Source organism: Streptomyces pathocidini, assembly GCF_001418495.1.
GTDB classification, from domain to species: Bacteria; Actinomycetota; Actinomycetes; order Streptomycetales; family Streptomycetaceae; genus Streptomyces; species Streptomyces pathocidini.
Genome location: NZ_LIQY01000491.1, coordinates 1 through 12,043 on the forward strand (window position 1 = coordinate 1; position 12,043 = coordinate 12,043).

A 12,043-nucleotide genomic window follows, 5' to 3' on the forward strand; every position below is an offset into this window, starting at 1 on the left:
GCTGCGCCGCGAGGCGGCGGCCGCGCTACGCGAGGCGGCGGTGCGGGCGGTGCGCTGGCGAGGCGGGAGCGTAGCCTTCCCTGGGCTCGCCGAACGGCGGGCCGCGGCGAGCCCCTCCGGGTCGCCGAGCGGTACGGCGGACACGCTCTGACGCGTCCGCCCGCCCCCTAGCACATCGGGAAAGGACCAGCTCAGGGATGGATTCAGCAGCACGGCCGGACGCCGGCGGACCCTTCGAGCCACCGCGGCGCCTGGTGCGCGCCCTGGCCGAAACGCACGGGGACGCGGGCGGGGAGTGGCTGCGCGCGCTGCCTGAGCTGGTACGGGATACGGTCTCGCGCTGGGAGTTGGAGCCCGAGCGGGTGCTGACGCCGGGCGGGCGCAGCAGCCTGGTCGTACTGGTGCGGCGCGCGGACGGGACCCCCGCCGCGCTCAAGCTCCTCGCGCCGGGCGCGCGCGGAGCGCACGAACACGCGGCGCTCGCGCGCTGGGACGGCTGGGGCGCGGTACGGATGCTGGCGGCGGCCGAAGGGGCGCTGTTGCTGGAGCGGCTGCGCCACGAGGTGTCGCTGAGCTCGCTGCCTGAGGCGAAGGCGCAGTTGGAGGCCGCGGACACGGTCCGCAAGCTGTGGGTGGACCCGGGCGAGGACCATCCCTTCGAGTCGGTGGCGGAGCGCAGCAGGCGCGCGGCGGAGGCCCTGCGGGCGGCTCGTACGCAGCCGTGGGCGGAGGCCGTGGCCCCGCTGATCGACGAAGCACTGGACACGCGCGAGGAGTTGACGGCCTCGGCGGCCGAGCGGGCGGTGCTGCTGCACGGGCGGTTCCGGCAGGGCAAGGTGCTGTCGGCGGAGCGGGTGCCGTGGTTGACGGTGGGGCCGCGGCCGGTGGTGGGCGAGCGGGCGTACGACTTGGCGCGGCTGGTGCGGGACCGGCTGGAGGACCTGGTCGCCTCGCCGGGTGGGGCCGCGGCGGCGCGGCGGCGGGTGACGAAGCTGGCCGACTCCTTGGAGGTCGACCGGGACCGGGTGCGAGGGTGGACGCGGTTCCGGGCTACCTGTGCCGGGGTGCGGGCGCTTGGTGCGGGGCGCCGCCAGGAAGGCGAACTCCTCCTGGAATTCGCCACCTGGCCATAAGGCCATGCGGCCGGCACGCACCCACCGGCCTTTCGCCACACGGCGGCGTCGCGTCAGCCACGCGGCGGGGCGGGCCCACCCGGCGGGGCCGGGTGTCGGTGGAGACGGGGGCTCGGGTCCGAGCTAGTGGTGCGCGAGGCGGGTGATGGCTTCGGCTACGGGGAGTTCTTCGCGGGCGCCGGTGCGGCGATCCTTCAGCTCCACGATGCCCTCCGCCGCTCGGCGGCCGGCGACGAGGATCGTGGGGATGCCGATGAGTTCGGCGTCGGTGAACTTGACGCCGGGCGAGACGCCCGCGCGGTCGTCCACCAGGACCCGTACGCCCGCGGAGTGCAGCTTCTCCCCCACCTCAAGGGCGAGTTCGGTCTGCGCGGCCTTGCCCGCGGCCACCACGTGGACGTCCGCCGGCGCGATCTCGCGCGGCCAGCACAGCCCCTTGTCGTCCGCCGTCTGTTCGGCGAGCGCGGCGACCGCGCGGGAGACGCCGATGCCGTACGAGCCCATGGTGACCCGCACCGGCTTGCCCTCGCGGCCCAGCACGTCCAGCTGGAAGGCGTCCGCGTACTTGCGGCCGAGCTGGAAGATGTGGCCGATCTCGATCGCACGGTCGATCTTCAGGCCGGCGCCGCAGCGGGGGCAGGGGTCGCCCTCCTCGACCACCACCACGTCCAGGTACTGGTCGACCTCGAAGTCCCGCCCGCACACGACGTTCCGCGCGTGCTTGCCCTCCTCGTTGGCGCCGGTGACCCAGGAGGTGCCGGCGGCGATCCGCGGGTCGGCGATGTAGCGCAGGGCGGTGCCGGCCAGGCCCTGCGGGCCGACGTAGCCGCGTACGAGGTCGGGGCGGTCGGCGAAGTCCTCGGCGGTCACCAACTCGACCTCGGCGGGGGCGAGGTGCTCGCCGAGCTTGCCGAGGTCCACCTCGCGGTCGCCCGGCACGCCCACCGCAGTGATCTTGCCGTCGACCTTGACCAGGAGGTTCTTCAACGTCGCGGAGCGCGGGACGCCGAGGTGCTCGGCGAGGGTCTCGATCGTCGGGGTGTCGGGGGTGTCCAGCAGCTCGACCGGCGGGTGCTCAACCCGCTCCACCTCCGGCACCGGCACGGTGACCGCCTCGGTGTTGGCCGCGTAGTCGCAGGCCGGGCAGTCCACGAAGGTGTCCTCGCCGGCGGCGGCGGGCGCGAGGAACTCCTCGGACGCCGATCCGCCCATGGCGCCGGAGACGGCGGAGACGATCCGGTAGTCCAGGCCGAGCCGCTGGAAGATCTTCGTGTACGCCTCGCGGTGCAGCCGGTAGGACTCGACCAGACCCTCGTCGCTGCTGTCGAAGGAGTACGAGTCCTTCATCTGGAACTCGCGGCCGCGCAGCACGCCGGAGCGGGGCCGGGCTTCGTCCCGGTACTTGGTCTGGATCTGGTAGAGGATCACCGGCAGGTCCTTGTAGGACGTGCACTGGTCCTTCACGACGAGGGTGAAGATCTCCTCGTGGGTGGGGCCGAGGAGGTAGTCGCCGCCCTTGCGGTCCTTGAGGCGGAACAGCAGGTCGCCGTACTCCTCCCAGCGGCCGCTGGCCTCGTACGGCTCCCTCGGCAGCAGCGCGGGCAGCAGCACCTCCTGGCCGCCGATGGCGTCCATCTCCTCGCGGACGACGCGGGAGACGTTCTCCAGGACCTTCTTGCCCAGCGGCAGCCAGGTCCAGATTCCGGCCGAGGAGCGGCGTACGTACCCGGCGCGGACGAGCAGCTTGTGACTCGCCGTCTCGGCATCGGCCGGGTCGTCGCGCAGCGTCTTGAGCATCGACCGGGACAGGCGCTGGACCATGGGACTTCTTCTCCTGCGTGCGAAGGGCTGTGCCAGGAGGCTATCTAACGCGGCGGGGGCGGTGTCGCGCCCGTCACCGCGTAGGAGCTGCTGCACGTAGGAGCTGGGGGCTGCTGGGGTCGCATCCTCCGGACCCCGGCAAGCGCCCGGTCACCGGCGGCGCAGAGGCAGGTCCGCGCCCATCACCACATACGGGCTGGGGGCACTGGGGAAGATCACTCTGCGTGCGAGGTCGCGGTAGCCCAGTGAGCGGTAGAGGGCGCGGGCCGGGCTCTCGGTGTCGATGGCGGAGAGGATCGAGCGGGGCTCGGCCGCGGAGTCGGTGATGGTGGTGATCAGCGACCGGCCGATGCCGCGCTTCTGGAAGGCGGGGTGGACGTGCAGCTCGGTGATGACGAAGGAGTCGTCCAGCCAGTCGTCGTGGCCCTCGGTCCGCAGATACGGCTGGACGACGGTGGACCACCAGTGCACGCGATTGTTGGGCATCCCGTAGACGAAGCCGACGAGGCGGCCGTCGGGGGTGGTGGCGGCCAGCGCCCTGGCCCCGCGGCTCTCCAGGTGGCGCAGCACGATATGGCGGCGTACGCCGATCTCGTCGTGGCTGAGCCCGAACGCGAGCGCCTGCACGGCCAGCGCCTCGTCCACCCGCGCGGACAGATCGACCGGTCCGACCACGACGTCATCCATGTCCGCGACCCTACCGGTGTGGGCGGGGCCCATTGGACCGGCCCGGCCCACGGGAGCGGGGGCAGAGGCGGGAGCGGGGATCAGAACAGGACACTCATGAACGCGCCGACCTCGTGGAAGCCGACGCGGCGGTACGTGGCCCGGGCCGCGGTGTTGAAGTCGTTGACGTAGAGGCTGGCGACGGGCGCGACATCGCCGAGTGCGTAGCGCAGCACGGCGGCCATGCCGGTCTCGGACAGCCCGCGGCCGCGGTACTCGGGGGCGACCCAGACGCCCTGGATCTGGCAGGCCTTCGGGGTGGCCGCGCCGATCTCGGCCTTGAAGACCACCTGGCCGTTCTCCACGCGCGCGAACGATCGGCCCGTACCGACGAGTTCGGCCACCCGCGCCTGGTAGAGCAGCCCACCGTCGCCGGCGAGCGGGGAGACGCCGACCTCCTCGGTGAACATCGCCACGCAGGCCGGCATGATCACGTCCATCTCGCCCCTGCGGATACGGCGGACGAGCGGATCGGGGACGATGTCGGGGGGCATGGCCGTGGTGACCATCAGCGGCTGGTGGGGGCGCACGTCGCGGGCCGGGCCCCAGCTCGGTTCGAGCAGCGACCACAGCTGGGCGACGGGCTCGGCCGGGCCGACGATCGAGGAGCAGCGGCGGCCCGCCCGCCGGGCGCGGTCGGCGAAGCCGCGTACGGCCTCGGGGCCGGCGCAGACGGGGACGAGGTTGGCGCCCGCGTAGCAGAGCGACTCCAGCCGCCCGTCCGCGTACCAGCCCCACATCTCGCCGCCGAGCCGCCACGGGTCGAGCCCGGCGACCTGGACGCGGGCGGCGACGAAGGCGTTGGCGACCGGGTCCCGGTCGAGGATCGCGAGGGCGGAGTCCAGTTCGCCGGGTTCCAGAACCCTGGTGGTGGTAGTGGTCAACACGTGTCGGAAAGTGCCTCACCGTGCGGGCCGTCAGGCCGTCTGATTTCCGCACTGTACCCGCCGCCGGAGGAGGATGCCGCCTCGTGCCGGAAGCCCCGCTCCGTGCGCGGCACGGGCGGGGCTTCCGGGGTTTGCCGTACGCAGCATGGGCGCCGGCCGGTCGGCTCGGTTCAGCTGACCGAGACCTGGGGCTCGCCGGACAGGACGCCGTCCTTCTCCATCTGCTCGGCGATCTTCATGGCCTCCTCGATCAGGGTCTCCACGATCTTCGACTCGGGCACGGTCTTGATGACCTCGCCCTTGACGAAGATCTGGCCCTTGCCGTTGCCGGAGGCCACGCCGAGGTCTGCCTCGCGGGCCTCGCCCGGGCCGTTGACGACACAGCCCATGACGGCGACGCGCAGCGGCACCTCCATGCCGTCCAGCCCGGCGGTGACCTGGTCGGCCAGCTTGTAGACGTCGACCTGGGCACGGCCGCAGGACGGGCAGGAGACGATCTCCAGGCGGCGCTGGCGGAGGTTCAGGGACTCCAGGATCTGGATGCCGACCTTGACCTCCTCCGCGGGCGGGGCGGAGAGCGAGACGCGGATGGTGTCGCCGATGCCCTCGCTGAGCAGGGCGCCGAAGGCGACCGCGGACTTGATGGTGCCCTGGAAGGCGGGGCCGGCCTCGGTGACGCCCAGGTGCAGCGGGTAGTCGCAGCGGGCGGCCAGCTGGCGGTAGGCGTTGACCATCACGACCGGGTCGTTGTGCTTGACCGAGATCTTGATGTCGCGGAAGCCGTGCTCCTCGAAGAGCGAGCACTCCCACAGCGCGGACTCCACCAGCGCCTCGGGGGTGGCCTTGCCGTACTTCTCCAGCAGCCGCTTGTCGAGCGAGCCCGCGTTGACGCCGATCCGGATCGGGGTGCCCGCGTCGGAGGCGGCCCGCGCGATCTCCTTGACCTTGTCGTCGAACTGCCGGATGTTGCCCGGGTTGACGCGCACGGCGGCGCAGCCGGCGTCGATCGCGGCGAACACGTACTTCGGCTGGAAGTGGATGTCGGCGATGACCGGGATCTGCGACTTCTTGGCGATCACCGGCAGCGCCTCGGCGTCGTCCTGCGAGGGGCAGGCGACGCGGACGATCTGGCAGCCGGAGGCCGTCAGCTCGGCGATCTGCTGGAGGGTGGCGCCGATGTCGGCGGTCACGGTGGTGGTCATGGACTGCACGGAGACGGGCGCGTCGCCGCCCACCGCCACGGGTCCGACCTGGATCTTGCGGCTGACCCGCCGGTCGGCGAGCTTGGTCGGGACGGCGGGCATTCCCAGCGAAATCGCAGTCATCTTGCTTGCAACCCCAGAAGATGTGGATCAGGTCCCGGAATAGGCGGGCTCCGGTCATCCGAGATTACGGCACGGTGCCTTCGCTCAGCACATCGCGCCACCTCAATGCGGGCAAAGGGCGGCAGCCGGGCGAAAAGGTTCGCCCGGCTGCCGGAGAGTGTTCCGCCGGTGTTCTCCCGGCCGCGCTCAGGAGATCCTGACCGGGTTGACGAGGTCGGCCACCAGCACCAGCAGGGTGAAGCAGATGAAAACCCCGGCGACCACGTAGGCGACCGGCATGAGCTGGGCCACATCGAACGGACCGGGGTCGGGGCGCCGGAAGATCCGGGCCGCGTTCCGGCGCAGCGACTCCCACAGGGCGCCCGCGATGTGCCCGCCGTCCAGCGGCAGCAGCGGCAGCATGTTGAACAGGAACAGCGACAGGTTGAAGCCCGCGACCAGGATCAGCATGGTCGCCACCCGCTGCTCCGGCGGAATGTCGAGGTTGAAGACCTCGCCGCCGACGCGGGCCGCGCCGACCACGCCCATCGGCGAATCGGGCTCGCGCTCGCCGTCGCCGAAGGCGGCGTCCCAGAGGGCGGGCACCTTGGAGGGGATGTCGACCAGCGACTGGACGCCGGAGCTGATCATGTCGCCCATGCGGTCGACGGACTGGCCGAAGTCCTGCTTCACGACACCGGTGGCGGGGCTGAAGCCGAGGAAGCCCGCCTTCACGTACTCGCCCTCGACGGGGCGGCCGCTGCCGTCGTTCTTGGCGACCTGGTTCTCCACGAGGTCGGCGTGGAGGGTCTTCGTCACACCGTCCCGCTGGACGGTGATCGTGGCGGGGCCGATGGTGTCGCGGATGCGGTCCTGGAGGGTCCCCCAGTCCTCGACCGGCTTCCCGTCGAAGGCGGTGATCCGGTCGCCGGGCCGGAGCCCCGCGGCCTTGGCGGGCGCGGCGGGGTCGCCGTCGGCGCACTTGTCGCGGTTCTCACTCTGCGAGATCACACAGTCCGAGACGGTGGAGACGGTGGTGGTCTGGGTGTTGACGCCGAAGCCCATCAGCACCCCGAGGAAGATCACCACGGCGAGGACCAGGTTCATGAACGGTCCGGCGAACATCACGATGACGCGCTTCCACGGCTTGCGCGTGTAGAACAGCCGCTGCTCGTCGCCCGGCTTCAGCTCCTCGTACGCGGCCGAGCGGGCGTCCTCGATCATGCCGCGCCACGGGGAGGTCGAGCGCTTCTTGATCTTGCCGTCGTCGCCGGGCGGGAACATCCCGATCATGCGGATGTAGCCGCCGAGCGGGACCGCCTTGACGCCGTACTCGGTCTCGCCCCGGTGCCGGGACCAGATGGTGGGGCCGAAGCCCACCATGTACTGCGGTACGCGGATGCCGAACAGCTTGGCGGTCGAGAGGTGGCCCAGTTCGTGCCAGGCGATGGAGAACAGCAGGCCGACGACGAAGACGACTATGCCCAGAACCGTCATCAGTGTCGTCATGCGTGAGCCTCCGCTGTAGCCTTCGCCGCCAGTTCGCGGGCGCGAGCGCGCGCCCAGGTTTCCGCCTCAAGGACGTCGGCCACGGTCAGCCCGGCTCCGCGGGGTGTGCCGTGCTCCGCGACGACCTCGGCGACCGTATCCACAATGCCATTGAAGGGCAGCTTTCCGGCCAGGAACGCATCGACGCACTCCTCGTTGGCGGCGTTGAACACCGCGGGCGCGGTGGAGCCGAGGCCGCCGACGTGCCGGGCGAGGCCGACGGACGGGAAAGCCTCGTCGTCGAGCGGGAAGAACTCCCAGGTCGAGGCCCTGGTCCAATCGCAGCCGGGGGCGGCGTCCGGGACGCGGTCGGGCCAGCCGAGGCCGAGGGCGATCGGCATGCGCATGTCGGGCGGGCTGGCCTGGAGGAGCGTGGAGCCGTCGGTGAACTCGACCATGGAGTGCACGTACGACTGGGGGTGGACGACGACCTCGATGCGGTCGAAGGGGACGTCGTAGAGCAGATGGGCCTCGATGACCTCCAGGCCCTTGTTGACCAGGGTCGCGGAGTTGATCGTGACAACCGGGCCCATGCTCCAGGTGGGATGGGCGAGGGCCTGCTCGGGAGTGACGGCGGCCAGCTCCCGCTTCGTACGGCCGCGGAACGGGCCGCCGGAGGCGGTCACGACGAGCTTGCGGACCTCCTCCCGGCGGCCGCCCATCAGGGCCTGGAAGAGGGCCGAGTGCTCGGAGTCGACCGGCACGATCTGGCCGGGCTTGGCAACCGCCTTGACCAGCGGGCCGCCGACGATCAGGGACTCCTTGTTGGCCAGGATCAGCACCCGACCCGCCTCCAGGGCGGCGAGGGTGGGGGCCAGGCCGATGGAGCCGGTGATGCCGTTGAGGACGGAGTGGCAGTCGGAGGCGGCGAGTTCACTCGCCGCCTCCGGGCCCGCGAGGACCTCCGGCAGCGGCTCCGAGCCGTACTGGCCCGCCAGCGCCTCGCGCAGGGCGGGCACGGCGTCCTCGCGGGAGACGGCGACGGTGCGGACGCCCAGCCGGTGCGCCTGCTCGGCCAGCAGCCCGACGCGGCCACCGGCGGCCGACAGGCCGGTGACGCGGAAGCGGTCGGGGTTGCGGAGCACCACGTCGATCGCCTGCGTGCCGATCGAGCCGGTGGAGCCGAGGATCACGATGTCCCGACGAGCGTCGCGGGCGTCGCCGGTGGCGGGTGCCGGGAATTCGCCTGTGGCGGGTGCCGGGAAACGGAGGTGCGGGTGGGCGAGAGAGTCCGTCATCCCCCCATTGTGGCCGCACCGCCGCCCAACACCGGACCGGTCCCCCAGCCGGGGCACCCGTTCCGGTGTGGGCAGGCGTTCCGCCTCTAGCGGAACGCATGCTCACAACGCGGGGCCGAACCCACGGCCCACAGCCCGGCCGGACGGCCGGTCGTCAGCGGATGGGGCGGTGGGTGTTGGGCTTGGTCGGGGGGCCGGGGGTGGCGTCGGCGATCCAGGGGCCGTCGCCGCTGGGGTCGACGATGCCGTCCTCCAGCCAGGTGTAGGCCCCGCCCAACACGCCGGAGACGACCTTGCGGTCGAGTTCGTCGGTGTTGGTCCACAGCCGCCCGAACAGTTCCTCCACGCGGATGCGCGCCTGCCGGCAGAACGCGTCGGCCAGCTGGTACGCCTCGCGCCCGTGGTCGCCGGTCGAGCGCAACAGTTCGGCCCGTACGCAGGTCGCGCTCATCGCGAACAGCTCCGCGCCGATGTCGACGATCCGGCCGAGGAAGCCCTGCTTGGTCTCCATGCGCCCCTGCCAGCGGGACATGGCGTAGAAGGTCGAGCGGGCGAGCTTGCGGGCGGTGCGCTCGACAAAGCGGAGGTGGGTGGACAGGTCGGGGTGGCCGGTGGGGTGGAACTCGCCGTAACTGCCCGGGAGTTGGCCGGGTCCCGCGACGAGCTTCGGCAGCCAGCGGGCGTAGAACCCGCCCGCCTTGGCGCCGGCGCGCGCCTTGTCCTGGAGGGACTTGTCGGGGTCGATGAGGTCCCCGGCGACCGAGAGGTGCGCGTCGACGGCCTCGCGGGCGATCAGCAGGTGCATGATCTCGGTCGAGCCCTCAAAGATCCGGTTGATCCGCAGATCGCGCAGCAACTGCTCGGCGGGGACGGCGCGTTCGCCGCGGGCGGCGAGCGAGTCGGCGGTCTCGAAGCCGCGCCCGCCGCGGATCTGCACCAGCTCGTCGGCCATCAGGCAGCCCATCTCGGAGCCGTACAGCTTGGCGAGCGCGGCCTCGATGCGGATGTCGTTGCGGTCCTCGTCGGCCATCTGGCTGGCCAGGTCGACGACCGCTTCCAGGGCGAAGGTCGTGGCGGCGATGAAGGCGATCTTCGAGCCGACCGCCTCGTGCCGGGCGATCGGCCGCCCCCACTGCTCGCGGACCCCGGACCACTCGCGGGCGATCTTCAGGCACCACTTGCCCGAGCCGACGCACATCGCGGGCAGCGAGAGGCGGCCGGTGTTGAGGGTGGTCAGGGCGATCTTGAGCCCGGCGCCCTCGGGCCCGATCCGGTTGGCCGCCGGGACCCGTACACGGTGGAAGCGGGTGACGCCGTTCTCCAGGCCGCGCAGGCCCATGAAGGCGTTGCGGTTCTCGACGGTGACCCCGTCGGAGGAGGCCTCGACCACGAACGCGGTGATGCCGCCCTTGTGGCCCTCGGACGCCGGCACGCGGGCCATCACGACCAGCAGGTCGGCGATGACGCCGTTGGTGGTCCACAGCTTGACGCCGTCCAGGACGTACGCGTCGCCGTCCGGCACGGCGGTGGTCGCGAGACGGGCCGGGTCGGAGCCGACATCCGGCTCGGTGAGCAGGAACGCGGAGATGTCCGTACGGGCCAGGCGCGGCAGGAACGCCTCCTTCTGCGCCTGGGTGCCGAACAGCTTCAGCGGCTGGGGCACGCCGATGGACTGGTGGGCGGAGAGCAGGGCGCCGATGGCGGGGCTGGCGGTGCCGGCGAGGGCGAGGGCCTTGTTGTAGTAGACCTGCGTCAGGCCGAGGCCGCCGTACTTCGGGTCGATCTTCATGCCGAGCGCGCCGAGCTCCTTGAGGCCGTTGATCACCTCGTCGGGGATGCGCGCCTCGCGCTCGATCAGGGCGCCGTCGACGCGGGTCTCGCAGAAGTCCCGGAGCTTGGTCAGGAACTCCTCGCCGCGCCGTACGTCCTCGCCGTCCGGCATCGGATGCGGGTGGATCAGGTCGAGCCGGAAGCGGCCCAGGAACAGCTCCTTGGCGAAGCTCGGCTTGCGCCAGTCCTGCTCGCGCGCGGCCTCGGCCACCTGGCGCGCCTCGCGCTCGGAGACGGTGGGCCTAGCTGATGTGGCGGTCATGGAGGAGTCACCTCACCGCGGAGAAGGGGCCGGGCCCAGGAGAGGGCGCCCGGACGTACGCCTTTCAACCGGTCGCTACCAGTCGGTGCTACTCGACCGTATGTACCCGATCCGCGAAGCCTCTACCAGCCTTCGCGCACGAACGTCCGAAGGGGCGCGGTCGGCGTGCGGAATCGGCCAGGGTGCGGTCCGGGGCCGGGAAGCGCCGCGGCGGCCGGGGTGCACACCGCACGGTGCACCCCGGCCGCCGGAGTCGCGGGCCTCGCGGCCCCCTGCTACAGGTCGAGGCCGGTGAGGACCATGACCCGCTCGTAGGTGTAGTCGTCCATCGCGTACCGCACGCCCTCGCGGCCGACGCCGGACTGCTTGGCACCGCCGTACGGCATCTGGTCGGCGCGGTACGAGGGCACGTCGCCGACGATGACGCCGCCGACCTCGAGCGCGCGGTGGGCGCGGAACGCGGTCTGCAGGTCGCGGGTGAACACCCCTGCCTGGAGGCCGTACTTGGAGTCGTTGACCGCCGCGAAGGCCGCCGCCTCGCCGTCCACCTTCTGGAGGGTGAGGACGGGGCCGAAAACCTCCTCGCAGGCGAGCGTGGTCCCGGCCGGAACCTCGGCGAGCACGGTCGGGGCGTACGCGGCGCCCTCCCGCTTGCCGCCCGTCAGCAGCTTGGCCCCTGCCGAGACGGCCTCGTCGACCCAGGACTCGACGCGCTTGGCGGCGTCCTCGCTGACCAGCGGGCCGACATCGGTGGCGTCGTCCGACGGGTCGCCGGTGCCCTGCGCCTCGACGGCCGCGACGATCTTCGGGACCAGGCGGTCGTAGACCGAGGCATCCGCGATGACCCGCTGCACCGAGATGCAGGACTGGCCGCCCTGGTAGTTGGAGAAGGTCGCGATGCGGGTCGCGGCCCAGTCGAGGTCGGCCTCGGAGGAGAAGTCGGGCAGGACGACGGCGGCGCCGTTGCCGCCGAGCTCCAGCGTGCAGTGCTTGCGCGGCACCGACTCCATGATCGCGTAGCCGACCTTGTCGGAGCCGGTGAAGGAGATGACCGGCAGGCGCTCGTCCCGGACGAGGGCGGGCATACGGTCGTTGGGCACCGGCAGGATGCTCCAGGAGCCGGCCGGCAGCTCCGTCTCGGCCAGCAGCTCGCCGAGGAGCAGACCCGAGAGCGGGGTCGCCGGGGCCGGCTTCAGGATGATCGGCGCGCCGACGGCGATGGCCGGAGCAAGCTTGTGCGCGCACAGGTTGAGCGGGAAGTTGAACGGCGCGATGCCGAGGACGGTGCCCTTGG

Annotated in this window: 10 protein-coding genes; 2 read left to right on the plus strand and 8 right to left on the minus strand. The window is 71.9% G+C overall.

Going from position 1 to position 12,043, the window contains the following annotated elements; genetic code table 11:
- Nucleotides 1-151, plus strand: a 151-nt coding sequence (locus AOK16_RS26025; protein ID WP_157859288.1) for a DUF4439 domain-containing protein, incomplete at its 5' end; no start/stop codon positions are given.
- 46 nt (nucleotides 152-197) lie between these two features.
- Complete coding sequence (locus AOK16_RS21120) at nucleotides 198-1,133, plus strand: aminoglycoside phosphotransferase family protein (protein WP_055473763.1); 936 nt, start codon at nucleotides 198-200, stop codon at nucleotides 1,131-1,133.
- Between the two features lie 123 nt (nucleotides 1,134-1,256).
- On the opposite strand, the gene AOK16_RS21125 is transcribed toward AOK16_RS21120, so the two are convergent.
- The 8 genes from AOK16_RS21125 to AOK16_RS21160 all read right to left on the minus strand — a co-directional run.
- Complete coding sequence (locus tag AOK16_RS21125; protein ID WP_055473764.1) at nucleotides 1,257-2,954, minus strand: proline--tRNA ligase; 1,698 nt, start codon at nucleotides 2,952-2,954, stop codon at nucleotides 1,257-1,259.
- A gap of 150 nt (nucleotides 2,955-3,104) precedes the next feature.
- Nucleotides 3,105-3,641: a GNAT family N-acetyltransferase gene (locus tag AOK16_RS21130; protein ID WP_055473765.1), complete on the minus strand. Its 537-nt coding sequence runs from the start codon at nucleotides 3,639-3,641 to the stop codon at nucleotides 3,105-3,107.
- A gap of 80 nt (nucleotides 3,642-3,721) precedes the next feature.
- Complete coding sequence (locus tag AOK16_RS21135) at nucleotides 3,722-4,567, minus strand: GNAT family N-acetyltransferase (RefSeq protein ID WP_055473766.1); 846 nt, start codon at nucleotides 4,565-4,567, stop codon at nucleotides 3,722-3,724.
- A 170-nt stretch (nucleotides 4,568-4,737) separates the two neighbouring features.
- The gene (gene ispG, locus AOK16_RS21140; RefSeq protein ID WP_055473767.1) at nucleotides 4,738-5,892 is read right to left on the minus strand and encodes a flavodoxin-dependent (E)-4-hydroxy-3-methylbut-2-enyl-diphosphate synthase; all 1,155 of its coding nucleotides are present in this window, start codon (nucleotides 5,890-5,892) and stop codon (nucleotides 4,738-4,740) included.
- 186 nt (nucleotides 5,893-6,078) lie between these two features.
- The gene (locus AOK16_RS21145; protein ID WP_055473768.1) at nucleotides 6,079-7,380 is read right to left on the minus strand and encodes a M50 family metallopeptidase; all 1,302 of its coding nucleotides are present in this window, start codon (nucleotides 7,378-7,380) and stop codon (nucleotides 6,079-6,081) included.
- Nucleotides 7,377-8,657 carry a 1-deoxy-D-xylulose-5-phosphate reductoisomerase gene (gene dxr / locus AOK16_RS21150; protein ID WP_055473769.1) on the minus strand — a complete coding sequence of 427 codons (1,281 nt, stop codon included), beginning with the start codon at nucleotides 8,655-8,657 and terminating at the stop codon, nucleotides 7,377-7,379. Before dxr ends, AOK16_RS21145 begins: the two co-directional genes overlap by 4 nt.
- A 154-nt stretch (nucleotides 8,658-8,811) precedes the next feature.
- Nucleotides 8,812-10,749: an acyl-CoA dehydrogenase family protein gene (locus tag AOK16_RS21155; protein WP_055473770.1), complete on the minus strand. Its 1,938-nt coding sequence runs from the start codon at nucleotides 10,747-10,749 to the stop codon at nucleotides 8,812-8,814.
- Nucleotides 10,750-11,024: 275 nt separating this feature from the next.
- On the minus strand, nucleotides 11,025-12,043 hold a 1,019-nt coding region (locus AOK16_RS21160), incomplete at its 5' end, for an aldehyde dehydrogenase family protein (RefSeq protein WP_055473771.1).

Excerpts from the sequence above, each read along its gene's own strand:
- AOK16_RS21120 (WP_055473763.1), top strand. The coding sequence starts at position 198 with ATGGATTCAGCAGCACGGCCGGACGCCGGCGGACCCTTCGAGCCACCG.
- AOK16_RS21125 (WP_055473764.1), bottom strand. The coding sequence starts at position 2,954 with ATGGTCCAGCGCCTGTCCCGGTCGATGCTCAAGACGCTGCGCGACGAC.
- AOK16_RS21130 (WP_055473765.1), bottom strand. The coding sequence starts at position 3,641 with ATGGATGACGTCGTGGTCGGACCGGTCGATCTGTCCGCGCGGGTGGAC.
- ispG (WP_055473767.1), bottom strand. The coding sequence starts at position 5,892 with ATGACTGCGATTTCGCTGGGAATGCCCGCCGTCCCGACCAAGCTCGCC.
- AOK16_RS21145 (WP_055473768.1), bottom strand. The coding sequence starts at position 7,380 with ATGACGACACTGATGACGGTTCTGGGCATAGTCGTCTTCGTCGTCGGC.
- dxr (WP_055473769.1), bottom strand. The coding sequence starts at position 8,657 with ATGACGGACTCTCTCGCCCACCCGCACCTCCGTTTCCCGGCACCCGCC.
- AOK16_RS21155 (WP_055473770.1), bottom strand. The coding sequence starts at position 10,749 with ATGACCGCCACATCAGCTAGGCCCACCGTCTCCGAGCGCGAGGCGCGC.